General features: G+C 76.3%; 20 protein-coding genes. 3 read left to right on the top strand and 17 right to left on the bottom strand.

Annotation, left to right across the window (positions count from 1 at the left end; genetic code table 11):
- Window positions 1–105: 105 nt before the first annotated feature.
- From INN71_RS05835 to mraZ, 12 genes are all read right to left on the bottom strand, one after another.
- Window positions 106–822 (bottom strand): cell division protein FtsQ/DivIB, encoded by a 717-nt coding sequence (locus INN71_RS05835; RefSeq protein WP_277499936.1) that lies wholly within the window; start codon window positions 820–822, stop codon window positions 106–108.
- Window positions 819–2,270, bottom strand: a complete 1,452-nt coding sequence (gene murC, locus INN71_RS05830) for a UDP-N-acetylmuramate--L-alanine ligase (protein ID WP_301799835.1) — start codon at window positions 2,268–2,270, stop codon at window positions 819–821. Before murC ends, INN71_RS05835 begins: the two co-directional genes overlap by 4 nt.
- Complete coding sequence (gene murG / locus INN71_RS05825; RefSeq protein WP_301799834.1) at window positions 2,267–3,370, bottom strand: undecaprenyldiphospho-muramoylpentapeptide beta-N-acetylglucosaminyltransferase; 1,104 nt, start codon at window positions 3,368–3,370, stop codon at window positions 2,267–2,269. Before murG ends, murC begins: the two co-directional genes overlap by 4 nt.
- A gap of 67 nt (window positions 3,371–3,437) precedes the next feature.
- The gene (gene ftsW, locus INN71_RS05820) at window positions 3,438–4,682 is read right to left on the bottom strand and encodes a putative lipid II flippase FtsW (RefSeq protein WP_277499933.1); all 1,245 of its coding nucleotides are present in this window, start codon (window positions 4,680–4,682) and stop codon (window positions 3,438–3,440) included.
- A gap of 30 nt (window positions 4,683–4,712) precedes the next feature.
- Complete coding sequence (gene murD, locus INN71_RS05815; protein ID WP_277499932.1) at window positions 4,713–6,209, bottom strand: UDP-N-acetylmuramoyl-L-alanine--D-glutamate ligase; 1,497 nt, start codon at window positions 6,207–6,209, stop codon at window positions 4,713–4,715.
- A complete protein-coding gene (gene mraY / locus INN71_RS05810; RefSeq protein WP_277499931.1) occupies window positions 6,206–7,282 on the bottom strand; it encodes a phospho-N-acetylmuramoyl-pentapeptide-transferase in 1,077 nt (358 codons plus the stop codon). The genes murD and mraY overlap by 4 nt, the downstream gene beginning before the upstream one ends.
- A complete protein-coding gene (gene murF, locus INN71_RS05805; RefSeq protein ID WP_277499930.1) occupies window positions 7,279–8,718 on the bottom strand; it encodes a UDP-N-acetylmuramoyl-tripeptide--D-alanyl-D-alanine ligase in 1,440 nt (479 codons plus the stop codon). Before murF ends, mraY begins: the two co-directional genes overlap by 4 nt.
- Window positions 8,715–10,364, bottom strand: a complete 1,650-nt coding sequence (locus INN71_RS05800) for a UDP-N-acetylmuramoyl-L-alanyl-D-glutamate--2,6-diaminopimelate ligase (RefSeq protein WP_301799833.1) — start codon at window positions 10,362–10,364, stop codon at window positions 8,715–8,717. The genes murF and INN71_RS05800 overlap by 4 nt, the downstream gene beginning before the upstream one ends.
- A 47-nt stretch (window positions 10,365–10,411) precedes the next feature.
- On the bottom strand, window positions 10,412–12,181 hold the full coding sequence (locus INN71_RS05795; RefSeq protein ID WP_277499928.1) for a penicillin-binding protein 2: 1,770 nt from the start codon (window positions 12,179–12,181) through the stop codon (window positions 10,412–10,414).
- A 154-nt stretch (window positions 12,182–12,335) separates the two neighbouring features.
- On the bottom strand, window positions 12,336–12,920 hold the full coding sequence (locus tag INN71_RS05790) for a hypothetical protein (RefSeq protein ID WP_277499927.1): 585 nt from the start codon (window positions 12,918–12,920) through the stop codon (window positions 12,336–12,338).
- Window positions 12,917–14,026: a 16S rRNA (cytosine(1402)-N(4))-methyltransferase RsmH gene (rsmH, locus tag INN71_RS05785; protein ID WP_277499926.1), complete on the bottom strand. Its 1,110-nt coding sequence runs from the start codon at window positions 14,024–14,026 to the stop codon at window positions 12,917–12,919. The genes INN71_RS05790 and rsmH overlap by 4 nt, the downstream gene beginning before the upstream one ends.
- A 303-nt stretch (window positions 14,027–14,329) precedes the next feature.
- On the bottom strand, window positions 14,330–14,785 hold the full coding sequence (gene mraZ, locus INN71_RS05780; RefSeq protein ID WP_346812978.1) for a division/cell wall cluster transcriptional repressor MraZ: 456 nt from the start codon (window positions 14,783–14,785) through the stop codon (window positions 14,330–14,332).
- A gap of 417 nt (window positions 14,786–15,202) precedes the next feature.
- On the opposite strand from mraZ, the gene INN71_RS05775 reads away from it, so the two are divergent.
- The 3 genes from INN71_RS05775 to INN71_RS05765 all read left to right on the top strand — a co-directional run bounded on the left by INN71_RS05775 (window position 15,203) and on the right by INN71_RS05765 (window position 19,942).
- Window positions 15,203–16,189, top strand: a complete 987-nt coding sequence (locus tag INN71_RS05775) for a MoxR family ATPase (RefSeq protein WP_277499925.1) — start codon at window positions 15,203–15,205, stop codon at window positions 16,187–16,189.
- Between the two features lie 64 nt (window positions 16,190–16,253).
- Window positions 16,254–17,513 (top strand): DUF58 domain-containing protein, encoded by a 1,260-nt coding sequence (locus tag INN71_RS05770; RefSeq protein WP_277499924.1) that lies wholly within the window; start codon window positions 16,254–16,256, stop codon window positions 17,511–17,513.
- Window positions 17,510–19,942: a transglutaminaseTgpA domain-containing protein gene (locus tag INN71_RS05765; protein ID WP_301799832.1), complete on the top strand. Its 2,433-nt coding sequence runs from the start codon at window positions 17,510–17,512 to the stop codon at window positions 19,940–19,942. The genes INN71_RS05770 and INN71_RS05765 overlap by 4 nt, the downstream gene beginning before the upstream one ends.
- 98 nt (window positions 19,943–20,040) lie before the next feature.
- On the opposite strand, the gene INN71_RS05760 is transcribed toward INN71_RS05765, so the two are convergent.
- From INN71_RS05760 to INN71_RS05740, 5 genes are all read right to left on the bottom strand, one after another.
- Window positions 20,041–20,487 carry a DUF3040 domain-containing protein gene (locus INN71_RS05760; protein WP_277501306.1) on the bottom strand — a complete coding sequence of 149 codons (447 nt, stop codon included), beginning with the start codon at window positions 20,485–20,487 and terminating at the stop codon, window positions 20,041–20,043.
- 247 nt (window positions 20,488–20,734) lie between these two features.
- Window positions 20,735–21,958, bottom strand: coding sequence for a DNA polymerase IV (gene dinB, locus INN71_RS05755; RefSeq protein ID WP_277501307.1), 1,224 nt, complete (start codon window positions 21,956–21,958; stop codon window positions 20,735–20,737).
- Between the two features lie 24 nt (window positions 21,959–21,982).
- On the bottom strand, window positions 21,983–22,723 hold the full coding sequence (locus INN71_RS05750) for a methyltransferase domain-containing protein (RefSeq protein ID WP_277501308.1): 741 nt from the start codon (window positions 22,721–22,723) through the stop codon (window positions 21,983–21,985).
- A gap of 165 nt (window positions 22,724–22,888) precedes the next feature.
- Window positions 22,889–24,148, bottom strand: a complete 1,260-nt coding sequence (locus INN71_RS05745) for an endonuclease (RefSeq protein ID WP_277501309.1) — start codon at window positions 24,146–24,148, stop codon at window positions 22,889–22,891.
- Window positions 24,149–24,332: 184 nt separating this feature from the next.
- Window positions 24,333–24,806: an SAV_6107 family HEPN domain-containing protein gene (locus INN71_RS05740; RefSeq protein ID WP_277501310.1), complete on the bottom strand. Its 474-nt coding sequence runs from the start codon at window positions 24,804–24,806 to the stop codon at window positions 24,333–24,335.
- Window positions 24,807–24,838 lie beyond the last annotated feature (32 nt).

The following is a 24,838-nucleotide window of genomic DNA, read 5'->3' as shown; positions in this document are numbered from 1 at the left end:
TTATAGTTATGTCAACCTCGTCGTGCTGACGACAGTAGGGTCGGCACTCGTCCGGATCCGGGAGGCACGCCGCGCGTGTCGCGCGTGTCGTGCGGCGCGCCCGCCTCAGCGGGTGGTCGGGCGGCTGGGCACGCTGACGTCGTACTCCTCGACGTCGAGCCCCTGGGCCAGCAGCACGTCGAGCACCTCGCCCTTGGCCGCGGACTCCTCCGCGCTCCCCCACACGACCACGGCGCCGTCGCGCAGCTCGAGCGTGATCTCGTCGACGGTCGCAGCCGTGATGGTCGCGACCTGCGCCGCCGTCTGCGCGGGCATGGCCCCGACGACGCGGGCCACCTCGCGCACGGCCTCGTCCCCCGCGGCGGCGTCGAGCTGGACCACGGGCACGTCGGGCGGCACCTCGTCGTACGTGCGGAACGCGACGCCGTCGGCGTCCACGCCGCGCAGGCTGGCGCCGCGCTCGACGACCGCGACGACCTCGCGCTCGGTCACCGCGATGTGCACCCCGTCCGGCCACGCGCGGGTGACCTCGACCTGGGACACGGCCGCCAGCGCGTCCACGCGCCGGCTGATGGCGTCGAGGTCGACGCGCGCCAACGGGCGTCCCTCGGGCACGTCCGCGGCGGCCCGCACCTCGTCCGCCGTCAGCACGCGGGTGCCGTCGACCTCGACCGCGGCCACGGCCAGCACCGAGGAGAAGAACACGAGCCACACGAGCGCCGCGGCGGCGGCCAGCACGCTGCCGACCACCGCCACCCACCGCCACACCGACCACCGGCGGCGCCAGCGGCGGCGCTCGAACAGCAGGCGGGTGTCGCTCACGCCGAGCCCGGGGTCGCGCCCGCCCGCAGCAGGTCGAGCACGTGGGGACCAACGGTCGTGATGCTGCCGGCGCCGAGGGTGAGCACGACGTCGCCGGGTCGCGCCCGGCGCACCAGCTCGGCCGCGACGTCCTCGAGCGCGGGCACGAGGGCCACCGCTCCGGCGGGCAGCGGCACCGCGCCCGCCACGAGCCCACCGGTCACGTCCGGGTCCGCCTCCTCCCGCGCCAGGTAGACGTCGGTGACGACGACCTCGTCGGCCGCGCCCAGCGCCTCGCCCATGGCCGTGCCGAAGATGCGGGTGCGCGAGACCAGGTGCGGCTGGAAGGCCACCACGACCCGGCCCTCCCCCGCGACCGACCGGGCGGCCTGGAGGTCGCCGGCGATCTCGACCGGGTGGTGGGCGTAGCTGTCGTAGACGCGCACGCCGGCCACCTCGCCCTTGGCCTCCATCCGGCGGCGCGTGCCGGTGAAGGAGGCGAGCCCCCCCGCCAGCGCGTCGGCGTCGTGACCGAGCAGCAGGCCCGTGGTCAGCGCCAGCGCGGCGTCGAGCACGTAGTGGCGTCCGGGGATGCGCAGCTCCACGGGACCGACCGGGCCCCGCACCGCGTGGCTCCCCCCGTCGGCCGGGACCAGCGTGAACGTCGAGCGCGTGCCGGCGAAGCGCACGTCCTCCACCCGGAGGTCGGCGTCGGCGGACTCCCCCACGCCGACGGCGCGGATGCCGCGCTCACGGGCCGTGGCCAGCAGCGCCGCCGCGCCCGGGTCGTCGACGCAGGCCACGAGCAGGCCGCCGGGCTCGATGCGGCCGAGGAACTCGTCGAAGGCGGCACGGTAGGCCGCCTCGCTCCCCCACACGTCGAGGTGGTCGGCCTCGACGTTCGTCACCACCGCGACGTGGGGGGTGTAGACGAGGAAGGCGCCGTCGCTCTCGTCGGCCTCGGCCACGAAGAGGTCGCTGCTGCCGTCGTGGGCGTTCGTGCCGGTCTGCGCGAGCTCGCCCCCCACGGCGTACGACGGGTCCGCGCCCGCCGCGACGAGCGCGGTGGTGAGCAGCGACGTGGTCGTCGTCTTGCCGTGCGTGCCGGCGACCGCGAGCACCCGACGGTCGGCCATGACGGCGGCGAGGCCGGCGGAGCGCGGCAGCACGCGCAGGCCGCGCTCGTAGGCGGCGACGACCTCCGGGTTGTCCTCGCGGACGGCGGTGGAGACGACGAGCGTGTCGGCGTCGCCGACCTGCTCCGCGGCGTGGCCCACGTGCACCCGGGCACCCGCGGCGGCGAGCGCGTCGAGCACGGGCGACGGGGCGCCGTCGCTGCCGGAGACCCGCACGCCGCGCGCCAGCATGATGCGCGCGATGGCCGAGAGCCCGGCGCCGCCGATGCCGACGAAGTGGACGGCGCCCAGCTCCTCGACCGGCAGGATCTCGTCGGGGACGGGGACCCTCATCGCCGCCCTCCCCGGGTACGGCGGGGCGCGGCCACGACCTCGGCGACCAGGTCGGCGAGGCGGTCGTCGGCGTCGCGCGGGATGAGGCCCGCGGCCACGGCGCCCATGCGCGCCAGCCGCTCGGCGTCGTTGGCGAGGCCCGGGACGGTGGCGCTGATCCACTCCGGCGTCAGCGCGCCGTCGGCGACGAGGAGGGCCCCGCCCGCGTCCACGACGGGCCGGGCGTTGAGCTCCTGCTCGCCGTTGCCGATCGGCAGCGGGACGAAGACGGCCGGCAGGCCGACGGCCGCCGCCTCGGTGACGCTCGAGGCGCCCGCGCGGCACAGCACGAGGTCGGCGCTCGCGTAGGCCAGGTCCATCCGCTCGACGAAGTGCTCGACCACGTAGGGCACCCCCTCGACCCGGGCCGGCTCGGCCTCGCCCTTCGGCCCGACGACGTGCAGCACCTGCACGCCGGCGGCGCCCAGGGCGCCCGCCGACGCGGCGACCGACTGGTTGAGCCGGCGCGCGCCCTGCGAGCCGCCCGTCACCAGCAGCACCGGCAGGTCCGGGTGCAGGCCGAAGGTCGCGCGCGCCTCGGCCCGCAGCGCCGCCCGGTCGAGCGTGGACACCATGCGGCGGATAGGCAGCCCGACGTACGTCGCCCGCGGCAGCGGGGTGTCGGGGAAGCTGACGGCGACCCGGTCGGCGACACGGGCCCCGACCTTGTTGGCGATGCCGGGCAACGCGTTCTGCTCGTGCACGACGAGCGGCAGCCGACGGCGCCGGGCGGCGAGGTAGACGGGCATCGAGACGTAGCCGCCGTAGCCGACCACCACGTCGGGCGCGAAGCGGTCGATGACCGCGCCCGCCTCCCGCACCGCGGCCCGCAGGCGCCCCGGCACCCGGGCGAGGTCCGCGCCGGGACGCCGCGGCAGCGGCACCGGCGGGATGAGGGCGAGCTCGTGGCCGGCGGCCGGCACGACCCGCGTCTCCAGGCCCCGGGCGGTGCCCACGCACAGCACCTGCGTCGCCGGGTCGCGGCGCAGCAGCGCGTCCGCGGTGGCGAGCAGCGGGGAGGTGTGGCCGGCGGTCCCGCCGCCGGCGAGGAGCACACGCATTCTCAGGGCCCTCCTGGGCTCTCGGGGATCCACCGGGTCTCGGCGGACCGGTCGGCAGATCGGTCGTTCAGCGGGCGCGGCGCCGCGCCTCGAGGGCCGCGGCCGCCCCCGGCTCGCGGCGGGCGAACGTGATGAGCAGGCCCAGGGCGACGAGGGACGGCACCAGCGCGGACCCACCGTAGGAGACGAGCGGGAGCGGGATGCCGATGACCGGCAGCAGCGTGAGCACCATGCCGAGGTTGATCATCGCCTGGCCCAGCAGCCACACCACGATGCCGAAGCCCGCGTAGCGCACGAACGGGTCGGCGGTCGTGCTCGCGACCCGGATCGCGGCGAACGCGATGGTGAGGAAGAGGCCGAGCACCAGCAAGGTGCCCACGAGGCCCAGCTCCTCGCCCAGCACGGCGAAGATGAAGTCGGTGTGGGCCTCGGGCAGGTCGCCCCACTTCTGCTGGCTGGCCCCGATCCCCTGGCCCAGGAGTCCGCCGGACGAGAGGGCGAAGAGCCCGTGCGCGGGCTGCCAGCCGGCGTCGTGGAAGTCGGCGAAGGGGTCGAGGAAGTTCGTGATGCGCTTGACGCGCTCCGCGCTCGTGGTGGCCAGGACGACGACCCCCACGGCGACCACGGAGAGGGCGAGGGCGAAGAACCGCAGCGGCGCTCCCACGACCCACAGCATGGCCAGCAGGATCGCGAGCAGCACGAGCGCCGTGCCGAGGTCCCGCTGCAGCAGCACCAGCACGATGATCAGCCCGACGACCGGGACGACGGGCACGAGCATGTGGCGCACGCGGTCGAGCACCCGCTCCTTGTTGGCGTAGACGTCCGCGGCCCACAGCACGATCGTGAGCTTGGCCAGCTCGGACGGCTGGATCTGCACCGGCCCCAGCGCCAGCCAGTTCGTGTTGCCGTTCACCTCCACGCCCAGGCCCGTCTGGGTCAGCGCGAGCAGCACGAGCACGACGGGCAGCGCCAGCCAGGTCGCCCGCCGTACCAGCCGCATCGGCAGGCGCGCGACCACCAGCGCGACCACCAGGCCGATCGCCGCCCACATGAGCTGGCGGCGCACGACGCCGTAGGAGTCGCCGGTGAGGCGGTAGGAGTAGACGCTCGAGGCGCTCAGCACCATGACGAGGCCGATGGTGAGCAGCAGCGCCGAGGCGCCGAGCAGCAGGTAGTACGACGTCAGCGGGCGCTCGAGGGAGCGGCGCAGCGGCTCGGTCCAGGCGAGGCGGCCGCGGGCGGCGGGCTCCGCCGGGACGGCGGTCGCCCCCGTGCGGCCCCGGCGGACGGGAGGCTCCTGCGTGGTGGTCACCGCGGCTCTCCCTCCCGTCAGCAGCCGGCCTCAGCCGTCCTGTCGTCCTTGTCCTGCCTGTCCCGCCTGTCCTGCCGGCCCGCGCCGCCGCACGGCGGCCGCGAACGCGTCACCCCGCGCGCCGTAGTTGGCGAACATGTCCATGGAGGCGCAGCCCGGGGCCAGCAGCACGGTGTCGCCGGGCTCGGCGATCCGGGCGGCGGCCCCGACGACGGCCTCCATGGGGGCGTCGGTGGAAGTCTCCTGGTCGCCGAGCACGATGAGCGGGACCTCGGGCGCGTGTCGCGCGAGCGCGTCGGCGATCACGTCGCGGTCGCGGCCGTAGACGACCGCCCCCCGCAGCCGGGTCCGCACCGCCTGCACCAGGTCGTCGAACCGGGCGCCCTTGGCGAGCCCGCCGGCCACCCAAACGACCGGGTCGTAGGCCTGCAGCGAGGACTGCGCGGCGTGCGGGTTCGTGGCCTTCGAGTCGTCGACGTAGCGCACGCCCGCGACCTCGCCGACCTCCGCGATGCGGTGGCCGTCGGGCCGGAACGAGCGGAGGCCGTCGCGCACCGCCTGCTGGGAGACCCCGTGCGCGCGGGCCAGGGCGGCCGCGGCGAGCGCGTTGGCGACGAAGTGCGGCGCGGGCGAGGCCAGGTCGGCGATCGTGCAGAGCTCGGCGGCGCTGGTGTCGCGCTCCGTCACGAACGCGCGGTCGGCCAGGATGTCCTCGACCAGCCCGACCATGCCGACGGACGGGGTGCCGAGGGTGAACCCGACGGCCCGCGCCCCCTCGACGACGTCGGCGTCGCGCACCATCTGCTCGGTGGCGGGGTCGGCGACGTTGTAGACGCACGCCCGCTGGACCTGCTCGTAGATCCGGGCCTTGTCCGCGGCGTACGCCGACATGTCGGGGTACCAGTCGAGGTGGTCCTCCGCCAGGTTGAGCACGGCGGCCGACTCGGCGCTCATCGAGTGCGTGTAGTGCAGCTGGAAGCTGGAGAGCTCGACGGCGAGCACGTCGTACCCGTCGGGGTCCATCACCGCCTCGACGACCGGGCGGCCGACGTTGCCGACCGCGGCGCTGCGCAGGCCCGCCGCCCGCAGGATCGCGTCGAGCATCTGCACCGTGGTGGTCTTGCCGTTGGTGCCGGTGACCGCGACCCACGGCGCGGGGCGCTTGAGGTCGCGCAGGCGCCACGCCAGCTCGACCTCCCCCCACACGGGTACGCCGCGCGCGGCCGCCTGCGCCAGCAGCGGGGCGTCGGGGCGCCAGCCGGGCGAGGTGACGAGCACGTCCACGTCGTCGGGCAGGGTCGCCGTGGCGCCCTCGCCGAGGTGGACGGTGGCGCCGAGCACCTCGAGGAGCTCCGCCTTGTCGGGACGGTCGCCGGCCGTGGACTCGTCGAGCGCCACGACCTGCGCGCCCAGGTGGTTGAGGGAGTCGGCGGCGGCGAAGCCGGAGACGCCGAACCCGGCCACGACGGCCCGCACGCCGTCCCAGGAGTCGGCCCGACCCAGGGACGCGGGGTCGCGCCGGGTCACAGGTTGGCCACCCACTCCGCGTAGAAGATGCCCATGCCCGCGGCCACGAAGATGCCGGTGATGATCCAGAACCGGATCACGACGGTGACCTGCTCCCAGCCGAGCATCTCGAAGTGGTGGTGCAGCGGCGCCATGCGGAACAGGCGCTTGCCCTTGGTCGCCTTGAAGAAGCCGACCTGGAGCATCACCGACAGGGTCTCGAGCAGGAACAGGCCGCCCAGGATGACGAGCAGCAGCTCGGTGCGGGTCAGGATCGCCAGACCGGCGAGCGCGCCGCCGAGGGCCAGCGAGCCGGTGTCGCCCATGAAGATGCGGGCCGGCGACGCGTTCCACCACAGGAACCCGAAGCAGGCCCCGGTGATGGCGGCCGCGACGATCGCCAGGTCGAGCGGGTCGCGCACCTCGTAGCAGTAACCGCTCTCGGCGCCCGCGCCGCACAGCTGGTTGAACTGCCAGATGTTCACGAGCGTGTAGGCGCCGAACACCATGGTGGCCGAGCCGGCCGCGAGCCCGTCGAGGCCGTCGGTGAGGTTCATGCCGTTGCTGGTGCCCGCGATGATCAGCCAGATGAAGAGCACCGCGACGATCCACGGCAGGGCCAGCCACGCGATGTCGCGCAGGAACGAGATGTTGGTCGAGGCGGGGGTACGTCCGTTCGCCCCGGACTCCAGCCACGGCGACAGCGCGAGGGCGCCGAACGTGAGCGCGATGACGGTCTGGCCGATCATCTTCGCCTTGCTCCGCAGGCCCAGGCTGCGCTGCTTGTAGATCTTGATGAAGTCGTCGAGGAAGCCCACCATGCCGAGGCCCACGAAGAGGAAGAGCAGCAGCCACGCCGACGCGGACGGCGGGGTCCACGTGACCAGCTTCGCCACCAGGTAGCCGAGCACGGCCGCCAGGATGATGACGATGCCGCCCATCGTGGGGGTGCCGCGCTTCGTGTGGTGCGACGTCGGTCCGTCGTCGCGGATCTCCTGGCCGTAGCCCTTCGCCGACAGCACGGTGATCGCCACCCGTGTGCCGAGCAGCGACAGGATGAGGGCCAGCCCACCCCCGAGCAGGATCGCTCTCACGTCGTCGGTCCTTCCTCTCCCGTCACCGGCCCGGCCAGCAGGCCGTCGGCCACCACCTCGAGCGCCGCACCGCGCGACGCCTTGACGAGCACCACGTCGCGGGCCGAGACATTCTCGCCCAGCCACCGCAGCGCCTCGTCGCGCGTCGACGTGACGAACGACTCAGGACCGCCGGGGTCCCGGCCGGTGGTGCCGGCGCCCGGTACCGCACCGGCGACGATCCAGCCGGCCGGGCCGTCGTCGTCCCCGACCGCGAGCACGACGTCGACGCCGCTGGCGGCGGCCAGCGCGCCCAGCGCCCGGTGCTCCGCCTCGGACCCGTCGCCCAGCTCGCGCATCTCCCCCAGCACCGCGACGCTGCGTCCGCCCGGGCGCTCGGCGGCGATGGCCACCAGCGTGCGGACCGCGGCGGCCATCGAGGCCGGGTTGGCGTTGTAGGCGTCGTTGACGACGACGAGGCCGTCCGCGCGCTCGGTCACCTCCATGCGCCAGCGCGAGCGGCTGCCCGCGCCGTCCAGCGCGGCCACGGCGTCCGCGAACGGCACGCCCGCGGCCACGGCGAACGCGACGGCGGCCGCCGCGTTGGCGACCTGGTGCGCACCGGAGGCGGCGAGCGAGAGGGGGGCCCACGTGCCGGCGTACCCCAGCTCGACGCGGGGACGGCCGAGCGGGTCGAGCCGCAGGTCGCGCCACGCCACGTCGCCGGCCTCGCCGAACGTCAGCACCGGGGCCTGCGTCCGGCTCACCATGGCCGCGGTGCGGTGGTCGTCGGCGTTGAGCACCGCGCGACCGTCGGGCGGGAGCGCCTCGACGATCTCGCCCTTCGCGACGGCGATGTTGTCGACCGAGCCGAACTCGCCGACGTGGGCCTGACCGACGTTGAGCACGCCCGCCACCCGCGGCGGCGCGAGGGTGCAGAGGTAGGCGATGTGGCCGATCCCCCGGGCGCCCATCTCGACGACGAGGAAGCGCGTGCCGGGCTCGGCGCGCAGCACGGTGAGCGGGACGCCGAGCTCGTTGTTGAGGTTCCCGGCCGTGGCGACGGTGGGGCCGACCGAGGCCAGCACCTGCGCGAGGTAGTCCTTCACGCCGGTCTTGCCCTGGCTGCCGGTGACGGCGAGGACCTGCGCGTCGGGCAGGCGCTCCAGCACGGCCCGCGCCAGGCGGCCGAGCGCGACGGCGCCGTCCGCCACGACGACGGCGGGCACCCCGACGGCCCGCTCCGCGAGGACCGCGGCCGCACCGCCCGCGACGGCGGCGGCGGCGTAGTCGTGACCGTCGACCCGCTCGCCGGGCAGCGCCACGAACAAGCCACCCGCCGGTACGGCGCGGCTGTCGAGCGAGGCGGCCCCGGTGACGACGACGTCGGCCGCCTCCGGCGGGTCCACGCGGCCACCCGTGGCGGCGGCGACCTCGGCGAGGGTGAGGGGGATCATCGCTGCGGCTCCTGCGGGGCGTCGTCGGCCGGTCCCCCGGCCAGCAGCGCCGCCACCTCCTGGGCGGCGACGACCCGGTCGTCGAAGGGGTGCACGGTGCCGTCCACCTCCTGGCCGGTCTCGTGGCCCTTGCCGGCGACGACGACGATGTCGCCCGGCGCCGCGAGGCGTACGGCGGCGCGGATGGCCGCGCGCCGGTCGCCGACCTCGAGCACCTCGGCGCTCGCCCCGGCCCCGGACGCCGCCGCGAGCGCCCCGGCCAGGACCGCGGCGCGGATCGCCGCGGGGTCCTCGGTGCGGGGGTTGTCGTCGGTCACGACGAGCACGTCGGCCAGCTCCGCCCCGAGCCGGCCCATCACGGGGCGCTTGCCCGTGTCGCGGTCACCGCCCGCCCCCAGCACGAGGACGAGCCGGCCGGTGGTCAGCGAGCGCAGCGTGCCGAGCGCGGCCTCGATCGCGTCGGGCTTGTGGGCGTAGTCGACGACGAGGGTGAACGGCTGGCCGGCGTCGACCCGCTCGAGGCGGCCCGGGACCCCGCCGGAGGCGGCGAGGCCGGCGGCCACCCGCTCCGGGTCCTGCCCGGCCTCGACGAGCGCGGCCAGCGCGGCGAGCGCGTTGGCGACGTTGAAGCCGCCCGGCAGGGCCACGGCGGTCTCGACGCGCACGCCCCCGGGTCCCCGCACGGTGAACCGCGAGCCCTCGGCGAGGGCGACGACGTCCTCGACCCACCAGTCGACCCCGTCGCTCCCCGGGCCCGGGGCCCGCACCGAGAACGTGCGCACCTCCAGGCCCGCCGCGCGGGCGAGGTCGACGAGGCGCCGGCCGTGCTCGTCGTCGACGTTGACGAGCGCGCGCCGGGCGCGCTCCGGGGTGAAGAGAGACGCCTTGGCCGCGAAGTACTCCTCCACGTCCGCGTGGAAGTCGAGGTGGTCGCGCCCGAGGTTGGTGAACACGGCGACGTCGAAGACGACGCCGTCCACCCGGCCGAGCACGAGGGCGTGGCTGGAGACCTCCATCGCGCACACCTCGACGTCCGCCTCGACCATCCGGGCGAACAGGCCGTGCAGGTCGGGCGCCTCCGGGGTCGTGAGCGCCGTCGCGACGTCGGTGCCCCGCACCCGCGTGCCGACGGTGCCGACGACGGCGGCCGGCACCCCGGCGGCGGTCAGCGCCGCCTCCGCGAGCCGGGTGGTCGTCGTCTTGCCCTGCGTGCCGGTCACGGCCACGGTCGCCATGCGGGCGGCGGGCTCGCCGTACACGTGCGCGGCGACGCGGCCCAGCACGGAGCGCGGCGCGTCCACGACGAGCACCGGCACCTCGGGGGTCGCGGAGTCCAGGGGTACGGCGGAGCGCACCCGCGCCGCCCCGTCGGCGTCGGTGAGCACGGCCACGGCTCCCGCGGCGACGGCGTCGGCGGCGAAGTCGGCGCCGTGCGCGCGGGCGCCCGGCAGCGCGACGTACAGGTCACCGGGGAGCACCCGGCGCGAGCTGAGGGTGACGCCGGTGAGGGTCCGGTCGGCGGTGGGCGCGGGGGCTCCCACCAGAGCCGCGACGTCGGCGAGCGCGACCGGCGCGATCGTGCGCGGCCGGGCCGCCGCGACGGCGTCGTCGGCCGACGGCGGTGTCGTGGGAGGCGTCGAGGTCATCGGAGCAGCCTAGTGTCCGCGGTCCGGACACCCGCCGACCGGCCGCGTCACCACTCCACCGGCAGCGTCGACGCCGGGGCGCCGGTCGGCTCGACGGCGAACTTGCGCAGCACGTGGGACATGATCCGGTTGAACGCGGGCGCCGCGACGGTGCCGCCGCCGCCCGAGGCGGGGTCGTGCACCACGACGTAGACGGTGAAGCGCGGGTCGTCGGCCGGGGCGAACCCGGCGAACGAGACGCTCGTGCCGTCGTACCCGCCCTCGACGGCGCGCTGCGCCGTGCCGGTCTTGCCGGCGACGCGGTAGCCCGGGATCTGCGCGGACCCCGCGACCCCGGCCTCGGGGTCGACGACGCGCTCCATCATCTCGGCCGTGGCCGCCGCGGTCTCCTCGCTGACGACCCGGTGGGTCTCGCGCGCGCCGGTGCCGACGGTGCGGCCGTCGTCGGTCGTCGCGGTGCCCTGCACGAGGCTCGGGGAGATGTAGACGCCGCCGTTGGCGATGGCGTTGACGGCGCTCGTCATCTGCACTGCGTTCACGCTCATCGCCTGGCCGAACACGATGCGGTCGTGCTCCAGCCCGCTCCAGTCCTCACCCGCGGGCAGGATGCCGGAGGTCTCGCCGCGCACCCCGACGTCGGTGCGGGAGCCGAGGCCGAAGGAGCGGAAGTACTCGTCGAGGGCCGTCGACGACATCTCGTCGGCCGCGATCACGGTGCCGATGTTGGAGGACTTGGCCAGCACCCCCGCCAGCGTCAGCCGCAGCGTCTCGTGCTCCCAGTAGTCGCCGATGCGCCGCCCGTCCTCCTCGAGGTACGGCGGCACCGTCAGCCGGGTCTCCGGACTGACGAGGCCGGCGTCGATCAGCGCCGCCATCGTCAGCGCCTTCTGCACCGAGCCGGGCTCGTAGACGTCGCTCAGCGCACGGGAGCCCAGGTCGGACTCGGCGGCGAGCAGCGGGTTGTTGGCGTCGAAGGTCGGGTAGTCGGCCAGGGCGATGATCTCGCCGGTGAGGGTGTCCTGCACGACGGCGACGCCGGACTCGGCCCGCGCCCCCTCGACCGTGTCGCGGAGCACCTGCTGGGTGTACCACTGCACGTCGCGGTCGATGGTGAGCGTGAGGTCCTGCCCGTCGACGGGGTCGGTCGTCGAGTTCTCGCCGAGCGGGATGCGGTTGCCGCCGCCGACGCGGTAGCGCGCCGAGCCGTCGGTGCCCGCGAGCTGCTCGTCGAAGGTGAGCTCCATGCCGGCCAGCGGGCCGTCGGTGCCCATGAAGCCGAGCACGTTCGCCGCCACCTCCCCCGCCGGGTAGTCCCGGACGGGGTCGACCTCGGTGTAGACGCCCTGGAAGCCCGCCTCGGCGACCTGCTCGACCACCTGCAGCGCCGTCGTCGCGGGCACCCGGCGCGCGACGTACTCGTAGCGGCTGTCGTCCTCGCGCAGCTTCTCCAGCGTCGCGAAGTAGTCGGCGCCGAGGCCGTCGGCGAGCAGGCGGGCGATCTCGGCGGCGTCGTCGGCCGTCTGCGAGGGGTCGGCGATGACCATGAGCCCGTCGATCGAGGCCGCGAGCGGGTCCCCGTTGCGGTCGAGGATGTCGCCGCGGGCCGCGGGGAGCACGACCTCGCGGGTGCCCCGCTCGGCGGCCATGGCGGCGTACTGGCCCGGGTCCACGGCCTGCAGCTGCACGAGCCGGGCGGCGAACACCGACAGCACGGCGGCGATGACGAGCATGCCCACCCGCATGCGCAGCGGGGACGAGCCGCGGCGCGCGCGGCGCAGGGTCGGGGCCGGACGACGTCCTCGTGCTGGGCTGCTCACACGTGCTCCGTGGTCTCGTCGGGTCGGGGGACGTCCGCGGGAGGACGGGGACGGCACTCGACTGTTGTACCGGCTCGCGGGGGCCGGATCGGGAAGCCACGGCCGTGTCGCCGCAGCGGTCGGACCCGCACCCGGACCCGGACCCGGACCACCGTCAGGGGGTCGTGGTCGCGGCGGGGTCGTCGGTGGTCGGGAGCTGCTGGTCCGCCGCGGCGCCCGGGGCCACGGCCGTGCCCGGGGTCGCGGGGGTGGCGGGCGCCGGCACGTCGCGGATCTCGGGCTCGGGCGACAGCACGGCCGGCTTCACCGGCTCCGGGGGCGCCACGTCGAGCGCGTCGTCGCGGGAGGCGACCTCGCCCTCGACGACGATCTCGCCGCTGCCGAGGTCCACGACCGCCGGGGGGCCCGCCGGCACCATGCCCATCGCGGTGGCCTCCTCGCCGAGGCGCTGGGGGTCCCGCAGGTCCTGCAGCTCCTGGGTCAGCGTCTGCTGGCGGGCCTCGAGCACCGTGGCGCGCTCCTCGAGCGCGGCGCCCGTGAAGGCCGCCTGCTGCATCGAGGTGTTGAAGAGGAGCAGACCCACGATGCCGCCGAGCAGCACCGCCGTCACGAGGATGACGAAGGGCACCCGCGGGGCGCGCCGCCGTACGCGCGGCACCACCTGCAGGCGGGCACGCTCGACCGCCGCCTCCGCGAACCGCGGGACCGCCAGCCTCCGCTGCGCTGCCGAGCTGCTCATCGCCGTCCTCCTCCGTGCTGGTCGCCGTGCTGGTCGCCGTGCCGTCCCCTGCTGGTCCCGCTCGTCCTGCTGGTCCTGCTGGTCCTGCTCCCGGGCCCGTCCACCCGCCCCCGCGTGCCGGCGGGGCGCACGCGCTCCACGGCCCGCAGCCGCACCGAGGCGGCGCGGGGGTTGGCGTCGACCTCCGCCTGGTGGGCCTTCTCGGCGCCACGGGTGACCAGGCGCAGCTCGGGCTCCGCCTCCTCGGGCACCACCGGCATGTCCGGCGGCGCCTCGGAGCGGCTGCCGGCGGCGAACGCCCGCTTCACCAGCCGGTCCTCGAGCGAGTGGTAGGACTCGACGACCACGCGGCCACCGACGCCGATGGCGTCCAGGGCGGCGGGCACCGCACGGCGCAGCACCGCCAGCTCGTCGTTGACCTCCATGCGCAGCGCCTGGAAGGTCCGCTTCGCCGGGTGGCCGCCGGTGCGGCGCGCGGGGGCGGGGATCGCGTCGTACAGCAGCTCCACGAGCGGCGCCGACGTGGTGAAGGGGGTCGTGGCCCGGCGCTGCGCGACGGCCTCGGCGATGCGGCGGGCGAACTTCTCCTCGCCGTAGTCGCGGAGCACGCGGGTCAGCTCGGGCACCTCGTAGGTGTTGAGGACGTCGGCGGCGGTGCGCCCGACCGTCGGGTCCATGCGCATGTCGAGCGGCGCGTCGGTGCGGTACGCGAACCCACGGTCGACCTCGTCGAGCTGCAGCGAGGAGACGCCGAGGTCGAAGAGGACCGCGGCCGCGCCGCCCACCGGCGCGAGCCCGGCCTCGGCGAGCACGTCGGGGATCTCGTCGTACACGGCGTGCACGGGGGTGAACCTCTCCCCGTACGACGCCAGCCGACGCCCGGCGCGGGCCAGCGCCTCGGGGTCGCGGTCCACACCCAGCACGCGGGCGCCCGGGAGGCGCTCGAGCACGGCCTCGCTGTGCCCGCCCATGCCGAGCGTGCAGTCCACGAGGACCGCGCCCTCCGTCGCCAGCGCCGGGGCGAGGAGCTCCACGACGCGGTCGACCAGCACGGGCACGTGCGCGTGGGGAGCCGCTGCGGCGTCCTCGCGTCCCGCGTCCGTCACGACCCTGCTCCTCGACCCTCGCCCGACCCTGCCCCGACCCTGCTCCGACCCTGCTCCGACCGTGCTGCGGCTCCCGCCGCCGTCCCGCCACGGCTCGCGCCGCTCCGTGCGTGCTGCCGGGCCACCGGGCCCGGAAACCGAACGACGTACGGCCAGGTCCCTGCCCGCCTCCGCCAGCCCTCTGGAACCGGGGAAGTTGCCCCAGAGTGCGTGGAGGCGGGCCCGAGACCTCGCCGTACGTCGCTGTTCTGTTCTGTGGGTGCTGCTGTGCTGCTGGTGCTGCTCTCCTGCCGCGGCTGCCGGCTACGTGCCCGGCACCAGGTCCGCGTCCAGGGCCGAGAACCTCGGCACCTGCTCCGAGGTGTAGGTCGCCCACGCCTCGGGGTTCCAGATCTCCAGCCGGGACATCGCACCCACGACCACCACGTCACGCTCCAGCGACGCGTACTCGCGCAGCATCGGCGGGATCGTCACGCGGCCCTGCTTGTCGGGGACGTCGTCGAACGCGCCCGCGAAGAGCATGCGGACGTAGTCGCGGGTGGCCTTGTCCATGAGCGATGCGCGCTGGAGCCGTTCCGTCTCCTGGTCGAAGCCCGCCTTGGACCAGACCGAGAGCGAGTTCTCCTGGCCTCTGGCCACCACGAGCCCCTCCGCCATCGCGTCCCTGAACTTGGCCGGCAGGAAGATGCGCCCCTTGTCGTCGAGCTTGGGCGTGAAGGTGCCGAAGAACACCGGCCACCTCCGCTCGACGGGCCACACCCACCTGCCCCCTTGCGCTCCACTTTACTCCACTTTCCTCCCCCGTCAACCACTTTGCTCCACCACGCTCCCCTGAGCACCCCGGCAGCGCCGCGGGACGCTCCCCGGGGCGCTGCGCCGCGTCGTACGGCGGCTCCCCGGCCCCACGAGGCGGTCTGCCGGAGGCCGTCCGGGGGCCGTCGGGCGGGCCCGGGGAGGCGGGTGGAGGGCCCGGGAGGCGCCCGGTGGAGGGCCGTGGAGCGGCGGGGTGGAGGGAGGTGGAGCGCCGAGGTGGAGGGAGGTGGAGCGCCGAGATGGAGGGAGGTGGAGGCCCGCGGTGCCGCGAACCGGCCGCGACCGTTGGGCGCACGCCCTACCGTTGGGCCCACGCGGGCCCGACCGGCCGCGGGCGAGCGGCGAGAACGGGGACCCCCAGGGATGACGAGCACTCCGGACCACCAGCGGGGCGACGCGGCGGACCTCCAGACGCTCGCGCGGGTCACGGCCCGCGTGCGGCACAACGTCGAGAAGGTCGTCGAGGGCAAGAGCGAGGTCATCACCTCCGCCCTCGTGGTGCTGCTCGCCGAGGGCCACCTCCTGCTCGAGGACGTGCCCGGCGTCGGCAAGACGATGCTGAGCAAGGCGCTGGCGCGCAGCATCGACTGCACCGTGCGGCGCATCCAGTTCACGCCCGACCTGCTGCCCTCGGACGTCACCGGCGTCTCCGTGTTCAACCAGGACACCCGCGAGTTCGAGTTCCGCCCGGGCGGCGTGTTCGCGAACCTCGTGGTGGGCGACGAGATCAACCGGGCGTCGCCGAAGACGCAGTCCGCGCTGCTCGAGTGCATGGAGGAGCGGCAGGTCACGGTCGACGGCACGTCGTACCAGCTCGAGAGCCCGTTCATGGTGATCGCGACGCAGAACCCGGTCGAGATGGAGGGCACCTACTCCCTGCCCGAGGCGCAGCGCGACCGCTTCATGGCCCGGGTGTCGATGGGCTACCCGGTCGAGGCCGCCGAGCTCGCGATGCTGCAGCACCACGCGGGCCGCGACCCCTTGGCCGACCTCGAGCCGGTCACGGACGCCGCCGAGATCCGCAAGCTCGTCTCGATGGTGGCGCGGGTGTACGTCGCGGAGTCGGTGCAGCGCTACGCCGTGGCCATCACGACGGCCACCCGCCGCTCCCCCGACCTCGAGCTCGGCGCCTCCCCGCGCGCGACCCTGCACCTCGTGCGCGCCGCGAAGGCGCTGGCGGCCGTCAACGGCCGCGACTTCGTGCTCCCGGACGACGTGGCGAGCCTGACCGGTCCGGTGCTCGCGCACCGCGTGCTGGCCCGTCCCGACGCCGCCGGCGCCCGTCGCTCCTCCGCGGACGTGCTCGCGCGCCTCGTGGCCGGGGTGCCGGTGCCCGGCCGCGCGGGCTGACGTGGGCCGGTCGCGGGCGGTGCCGCACGAGCCCCGGGCGCGTCGCGTGCTAGGGGGTCTCACCGTGCGGGGCCGCGCGTTCGTCGCCGCCGGGGTCACGGCCGTCGCGTGCGCCGTCGTGCTGGGGCAGGAGACGCTGGCGGGGGCCGGTGTGCTCGCCCTGACCCTCCCCCTGGCCAGCCTCGCCGTCGTGCACCTCGGCCGCCTCGATGTCCACCTCTCCCGCTCGGTCGAGCCGTCCCACCTGTCCGTCGGCGCCACGGCGGTGGTGCGGCTGACGCTCACCACCACCGGGCGGGTGCCCGGTCGCACCCTGCTGCTCGACGACCGGGTGCCCCACGCCCTGGGCGCCCGCCCCCGCCTGGTGCTGCGCGGCGTCGGGCGGCACTGGCGGGGCGAGGTGACCTACGCGGTGCGCTCGGACCTGCGGGGGCGCTACGAGACGGGACCGCTCCTGGTCCGCGCCGAGGACGCCTTCGGCATGGTGCAGGTGGTGCGCCGCTTCCGTCGTACGACGGACCTCGTCGTGCGCCCCCGCACCGTGCCGCTGCCCGACGTGGCGCTCGGCGGCGGGTCGGGCGCCAGCGGTGACGACCGGCCGCGGGCGGCTGCGACGGGGAGCACGGAGGACGTGATGGTGCGCGAGTACCGCCGCGGCGACGACCTGCGCCGCGTCCACTGGCGCAGCACCGCCCGGACCGGCGAGCTCATGGTGCGCCGCGAGGAGCAGCCGTGGCAGGCCCACGCCACCGTCCTGCTCGACGACCGCGCCCACGCCCACGCCGGCGACGGCGCGGCCTCCTCGCTGGAGCACGCGATCGTGGCGGCGGCGTCCGTCTGCACCCACCTGGCCCGTCGGGGGTACGCCGTCGCGCTGGCCGACGCCGAGGGACGGGTGCTGGCCCGCTCGACGGCCGGCTCCGGCGCCGGTGGCCTGCTCGACGCGCTCGCGGGCCTCGGCGCTCTCGAGGCCGCCGGCAGCCCCGAGACCCCCGGCGCCCCCGGTCTGGTCGCGCCCGCGTCCGTGACGGCCGCCGACCCCGGGGTCACCGTCGCCGTGCTGGGCCGCCCGTGCCCCGGGGACGAGGTCGTGCTGGAGCGCGTCGCGCGCGCCAGCTCCTCCGCGCTCGCCCTGCGCCTCGACGTCGACCGCTGGGCGGCCGGCGCCCCGGCACCGGTCCCCGGCGCTCCCCCGCTCCCCGGACTGCCCCGGCACGGGTGGCGCACCGCCCTGGCGGGACCCGCCGATCCGCTGGCCGAGGTCTGGGTCCGGCTGGGCGCGCGGTGGGCCCCCGACCTCGCGAGCGCCGGAGGTCCCCGGTGAGCCCCGGCCTGGCGCGTGCCGGGCGCTCGCTCGTGCTCGGCGCCCTCGGGGCCGCCACCACGGTGCTCGCCCTGCAGACGTGGCGCGGCCTGACCGACCGCCCCGCCGACCTGGTCGGCCCCGTCCTGGTGCTGGCCCTCGCGCTGCTGACGACGGGCACGGCGCTGCGCGCCCTCGGCACGCCCCGCGTGCTCGTCGCGCTCGCCCAGGCCGGGGTGGCCGCGGTGGTGGTCGTGGCCCAGGTGGCGGGGGGCCCGCCGGTCCCCGCCTCGTTCACCGTGCTGGCCGACGAGCTCGCCCGGGCGGTCGAGAACGCCCGGATCTACCCGGCCCCCGTCCCCGTCGTCGACGGCGGGCTCACCGCGCTGCTGCTCGTCGGGGCGGCCCTGGCCCTCTGGCTCGCGGACACGGTGGCGGCGACCTTCCGCGGGGCGCCGGTCCTCGGCCTGCCGCTCCTGGCGGTGATCAGCCTGCCCGTGACCGTCACCGGGTCCGCCGGGCCGTGGTGGCTGTTCGCGGCCACCGCCGGCTCCTACCTCGCCCTCGTGGCGGCGCAGGCCGCGCAGGACGTCGGCGACTGGGGTCGTCCCGCCAGCACGTCCGCCGGACCGGGCGCGGCCACCCCCCGTCCCGGTGGGCCCGGTGTGCCCGGCGTCCCCGTCGGGGCGCTCGCCGCGGGCGCGGTCGCGACGACGCTGGCGCTCGTCGTGCCCCCGCTCGTGCCGACCCTCGACCTCGGCCTGGTCCCCGACGGCCGCTTCGGCGGCCCCGCCGGCGACGAGATCACCGTGGCCAACCCGGTCACCGACCTGCGGGCGGGCCTGCAGCGCGGGGACGACGTGCCCCTGCTGACGGTGCGCACCGACGGGCCGCGGCCCAGCTACCTCCGCATCAGCGCGCTCACCCGCTTCAACGGCGAGCAGTGGAGCGCCGGCGACCGCGACCTGCCCGACGACCAGACCGCCCAGGACCCCGTGCCCGACCTCCAGGGCGTCTCGACCGCGATCCCGCGCGAGGAGCACGAGCTGCGCGTGTCGGCCACCGACGACTTCGTCTCGACCTGGCTGCCCGTCCCGGCCGCCATCAGCGCCGTGGACGCCGACGCCGGCTGGAAGTACGACGACGCCACGATGGACTTCATCGCCGCCGAGGACGAGCTCACGACCCGGGGCGACACCTGGGGGGCCACCGCCGTCGAGCTGCAGGTGGCGGCGGGCGACCTGGCCGGCGCCGCGGCGCCCGGGGGCGACGTCGACGAGCTGTTCCTCGACGTGCCCGCCGACGTCTCCCCCCGGGTGGGCGACCTCGCGGCGGAGGTGACCGCGGGGGCGGGCACGCCGTACGAGCGGGCGGTCGCCCTGCAGGAGTTCCTGCGCAGCGACGAGTTCACCTACGACCTCGACGCCCGCTCCGGCACCGGCGGCGACGCCCTCGACGAGTTCCTCTTCGACACCCGGGTCGGCTACTGCGAGCAGTTCTCCGCGGCGATGGCGCTCATGGCCCGCCAGGTCGGGGTGCCGGCGCGCGTCGCGGTCGGGTTCCTCCACCCGGACCGGGTGGACGACGGGGTGTGGGAGTACAGCGCCCACGACCTGCACGCGTGGCCCGAGCTCTACTTCCGCGGCGCCGGGTGGGTGCGCTTCGAGCCCACCCCGGCCGCCCGCACGGGGGCCGCGCCGGCGTACTCCGAGCCCGACACCCCCGGGTCCACCCCCGACGTGCCCCGACCGACCCGCGAGCCGAGCGCGTCGGCGCCGGGGGCACCGGCCACCAGCACCGGTCCGGGGGCGTCCCCCGACCTGCCCGAGGCCGAGACCGCCCCCGACGCCGCGGACGGCGACGAGGCGACCGAGCCGGGCGGCCTGCCGTGGCGGGTGGTCGCCGGGGGCGCCGGCGCGCTGCTCCTCGTCGCGCTCGCGCTGCTCCCCCGCGCCCTGCGCCGCCGGCGCGCGGACCGGTACGCCCGGGACGGCGCCGAGGGCGCCTGGGCGGAGCTGCGGGCCGGGCTGCTCGACCACGGCGTGCCGTGGCCGGCGGGCCTCACCCCGGCGGCCACGACGCGGGCGCTGGTGGCCGACTGGGAGCGGGACCTCGAGGCCGGCGACCGCCCCGACGCCCGACCCGGCGCCCGACCCGGCGCCATCGTCCCCGACGACGCGCTGCGCGACCTCGAACGACTCGTGACCGCCGTCGAGCGCGAGCGCTACGCACCGGCGTCGGCGTCAGCGTCGGCGGCGTCCGCAGCGTCGGGGACGGCCGACGGGCTCGCGGCAGCAGCGCGACGGGTGGTGGCGGCCCGCTGCGCCGGCACCGGCCGGGTACGACGCGCGCTCGCCACCTGGTGGCCCGCCTCCGTGCTGCGCCGGGAGCCGGTGACCCGCACCGCGGGGGCCGAGGACGACGAGCGGGCGCGGGCCGCGGCGCGCTGAGGCCGACGGGCCGCGACACCGCCCGGGAACGACGACGGGCCGTGCGAGGAGTCGCACGGCCCGGTCGGGTGCACGGGCCGACGGCCCGTGGGGTGGGGTCAGTAACCGCCGCCCTCACGACGGCGGCGCCAGCGCTCCTCGAGGCGCTCCATGAACGAGCCGTCGTGGCGCTGGCCACCCCGCTGGCCGCCGCGCTGACGGCGGGGGCGGCGGCCGCCCTCGATGAGCGTGAGGCCGGCGGTCGGGTCCGCCGCGGTCTCGGCGGTCGCCGGGACGGCGCGCGAGCGGGCCGCGGTCAGGCCGAACACGGCCGAGCCGAGCATGACGAGGAAGCCGATGATGCTGACGGGCTCGACCCGGGCGACGACGCCCGTCATGAGGAGCGCGACACCGCCCAGGAACAGCACGCCCGCGGCGATCGCCCGCTTGCGCGCGGTGCTGCGCATGCGGCTCCCCTGCAGGGTCGACGCGAACTTCGGATCCTCCGCGAGCAGGGCACGCTCCATCTGCTCCAGCATCCGCAGCTCTTCCTCTGAGAGCGGCACGTTTCCTCCCGTGGCTGCAAGCGACGACGATCGTTGCGTTCCTGCCGGCGACGGACCTCCCGACCAGGACGGTCGGGGCGAGACACGGACGCCACCAGCGATTCTAGGCAGCAGGTGGTGAGCGCGGTAGCCGGACCCGGCGAATTGGTGCCCGCCCGTCCGTGCGGACCCCACCCCGGCCCCACCCCGGCCCCACCCCGGCCTCACCCCAGGCCCACCCCAGGCTCACCCCGGCCTCACCCCAGGCTCACACCGACCGTTCACCGCCCCGCAGCAGGGTCGCCGGGGCGACCACCGAGCGGCCGAAGCGCGCCCGCAGCTCGTCGACCGCGCGGTCGGCGTCCCCCCACCCGTGCTCGGGCTCGCCGAGGCGCAGCTGCTCGCCCTGCCCGGCGTCCACCAGCTCCGTGACCCGCACGCCGAGGAGCCGCACCGGCCGGGCGTGCCGCGACCGGCCCCGCTCGGCGTCGTGCAGCGCGACGACGGCCTCGTAGACCTCGCGGGTGGTCGTCGTGGGCTCGACGAGGGTCCGCGAGCGCGACACCGTCGTGAAGTCCGGGTAGCGCAGCCGCAGGCCCACGGTGCGCGCCGCCAGGCCGGCCCGCCGGAGCCGGCTCGTGACCTCGACGGTCAGCCGCAGGACCTCGGCCAGCACGACGTCGCGCTCGCCGAGGTCGCGCCCCAGCGTGCGGTCGGCGCCGATGGAGCGGGGCCGCTCGCGCCGCACGAACCCCGGGGAGGCCCGGGCGGTGTCGACCCCCCGCACGAGGGCGTGCACGTGGCGCCCCGCGGCGTCGCCCAGCCGCGAGCGCAGGAGGTCGACGGAGGCGGCGCGCACGTCGCCGACCGTCTCGAGCCCGATCTGCGCCAGTCGCGCCCGCGTGGCGGGCCCCACGCCCCAGAGGTCACCGACGTCGAGCGGGTCGAGCACCTCCCGCACGCAGTCGGGGGCGATCACGGCCACCCCGTCCGGCTTCGCCCGCCGCGACGCGAGCTTGGCCACGGGCCGGGTCGCGGCGATGCCGACCGAGCACGTGATGCGCTGCTCGTCGCGCACCCGCTCGCGCAGCCGGCTCGCGAGCTCGAGCGGGGTCGCCGTACGGCGGGCGCCCCGGACGTCGAGGAAGGCCTCCTCCTGCGACAGGGGCTCGACGTGCGGCGTCACGGACTCGAAGAGCGCGAACACGGCGGTGGAGACCTCGGCGAAGGCGGCGAAGTCGGGGCGCACGACCACGAGGTCGGGGCACAGGCGCCGGGCGCGGGCCGTCGGCATCCCGGCGCCGACACCGCTGCGCCGGGCGGGGTACGTCGCGCACAGCACGACGCCGCGGTCTCCCCCGCCGGCCACCACGACGGGCGCGCGGCGCAGCTCGGGGTGGTCGCGGAGCACGACGGACGCGTAGAAGGCGTCCATGTCGACGTGGAGGATGCCGCACCCGTCGTCGTCGCCGGGCCGCGGCGCCGGCCTCACGCGCGCCCCCGCGCGCGGGCGGGCTCAGCGGCGGGCGAGCAGGTGCAGCTGCGTGGCGAGGGGTCGCAGCTCCTCGCGGGTCGCGACGGCGCGCTCCAGCTCGACCAACGCCTGGGCCGAACCGGGCTCCGCGTCGACGAGCGACCCGGGGACGAGGTCGGCGAAGACCCGCACGCCCTGGACCGTCTCGACGTGGAGGCCGGCGCCGGCCAGCGCCGTCTCGACCTCGGCGAGGGTGAAGCGGCGCCCCGCCCGGCCCTGCGGGGCGCGGGAGTCGAGGAGGTCGCGGGCCGCGGCGAAGTGCCCGGCCATGGCGCGGGCGACGACGGCGGCGAAGCGCTGGGCGACGAGCAGGCTGAGGTGGCCGCCGGGACGCAGGGACGAGGAGATGGCCTCGAGGGCGTCCGCCGGGTCCCCGACGACCTCCAGCACCCCGTGGCAGAGCACGAGGTCGACCGATCCGGGCGGCACGAGGGAGGCCAGGTCGTCGACGTCGCCCTGCTGCGCGGTGACGAGGTGGTCCACCCCGGCCTCCCGCGCGCGCCGGTCGAGCGAGGCGAGGGCGTCGGGGCTGGGGTCGACGACCGTGACGCGGTGGCCGCGCTCGGCGATGCGGACCGCGAACCCGCCGGTCCCTCCCCCGATGTCGACCACGGTGAGGTCGCCCTCGGCCAGGAGCGGGTCCAGCGCGTCCTGGACGACCGCCGTGCGCGCCGCCGCCCGTCGCTCGCCCGCGCGCTCTCCCACCGACCAGTCCGCCGCCATGGCGCCCACCCTAGAGGAGGCGCCCCGGGGGGACGGGGGCCCGCCGTCGCGCCGCGGCACCGGCCTGCCATCCGCCCACCTCCACCCGACGACACCTGGCCTGGATCGAACACCTGTTCGATCCAGGCCAGGTTAGGTGGTGGACGGCGCCGACGTCCAGACGCGTCAGCGCCAGATGGCGTCCGCCCAGGCCGGGTTGTCGACGAACGGGTTCCGGTTGCCCTGGAACTGGCTGTGGATGAGGTCGTTGCGGCGCCGCTCGAACGCGTCCGGCGGGTCCTCCGCGTTCCAGCGCAGCAGCACGGACAGGCGGCCCACGTTCGGCGCCGAGCCGTTCGCCACCCGGTCGTTCGCCTCGAGGTCGGCGAAGCCGTCGCCGCCCTCGTAGCGGACCGACATGTAGAGGATCATCCGGGCCACGTCGCCCTTCACCGCGTCACGCGGCTCCCACGAGTCGCCGTCGGCGTAGTTGCCCGGGGCCTCGCGGTTCGCCGTACCGCCCTCGTCGAAGTCGAGGTTGCCGCGGGCCGAGTTCACCGTGACGTCCTCGGGACGCAGGTGGTGCAGGTCGGTTCCCGGGCCGGCCGCGGTGCCGAAGTCGCCGTGGGACTGGGGCCAGACGTGCTCGCGGTTCCACTGGTCGGCCCCGCCACCGTTGTCGTTCTTCGGCAGGGACAGGCCGCTGTAGACGGCGACCACGTTCGCGGCGTTGCGGGGGTCCTGGTCGGTGACCTTGAGCGCCTCCCACACCTGGGCGTAGCTGAGGCGCCGCGCGTCGGTCGAGATGATCTCGTGCAGCTCGCGCTCGAGGGCGGCACCGGTGAGACCGGCCGTCCCGTCGTAGTAGCCGCCCGGCACCTGCGTGCCCGGGTCCGGCTCCGGGTCCGGCTCCGGGTCGGGCTCCGGGTCGGGGGTGGACGCGCCGGCCGGGGCGAACGCGGTGGCGGAGCGCAGCCCCGGGGCCGAGAAGTACGCCGACAGCGAGCCGGTGACGTCGACGGCGTCGCCGAGGAGGCCCGGGTTGCTGGCGAGGCCCCACTGCGCCCGGAACGCCGTCGGCACCTGCACGTAGAGCATCCGAGCCGGGTCGGTCTCCGCCGCCGTGTCGGCGAGTGCCAGGGCGTAGTCGTTGGGGAAGCCCGAGCGCACGACGGTGGTGGTCGACGTGGGCTGACCCACGACGTACCCCCGGACGGTCGCGGTGGAGCCGTCCTGGCGCAGACGCGCGTCCGCCACCCGCAGGGGGGTCGCGGCCGCGGTGGCCGCGAGTGCCGGCGCCGCAGCGGCCGGGGCCGCGGCGGGGACGACGGGCGCCGGGCTGCCGGCCGCGGGGCCGGCGAGGAGGGAGGGCGTCAGCGTCGTGCCGAGGCCGAGGGAGAGCACCAAGGCCGCCGCGCGGCGACGCTTCCCGAGAAGACGGTGCATGGAGGAGGCTCCGATCGTCGCGGTCCGCACCACGGACCGACGGGGACGGACCTGCGACCGCACGGGCGCAGGCCGGCTCCGGGTGGACCCCGGAGCCCGAGCGGCAGCCTAGGCGCGGACGCGGCCGCCGCGGCGGGCGCGACGACGGACGACGAGGTGACGATCCGGCAACGGATCGGTGCGCCTAGGCGACGACGGTGCGGCCCTCGCCGTCCGTCCACGCGTGCGGCAGCAGGCCGAGCGCCTGCTCGACCACCGCCAGGAAGCGGTCGGCCTCCTGCACGAGCTCGTCGGCCTGCTCGACCGAGACCGCCCGCCGGGAGCCGGCCTGCGCCGCGGCGTACGTCGCCGCCCCCGCGGAGAAGAAGGTCGCCCAGTCGGCGAGGTCGGGGGCGGCCTTGACCAGCAGCACCCAGGCGTTGCGCTCCTTGCGGCGCTGCGGCCCCGGCTGGGACCGCGCCGCGATCACGGCCGCGGCCGCACGCAGCGCGGCGACGTGCGCGAGCGCGTAGCGCGACGCGGGGTCGCCCTCCGCGATCGCCTCGCGCAGCGACGACGCCGAGCGCGTCAGGTAGGTGTGGGCGGCGGGCGGCAGCAGCACCGCCTCGCGGGTGGCGGGCCGCAGGGCCTCGGGACGTCCGTGCTCGGACGTGGCCATCGGTTCCTCCTGGGGGTCGACCGTCGCCGGTC

It is taken from the genome of Nocardioides sp. ChNu-153, assembly GCF_030466625.1.
In the GTDB taxonomy this organism is placed as follows: domain Bacteria; phylum Actinomycetota; class Actinomycetes; order Propionibacteriales; family Nocardioidaceae; genus Nocardioides.
This window is presented reverse-complemented; position numbering and strand designations above follow the sequence as displayed.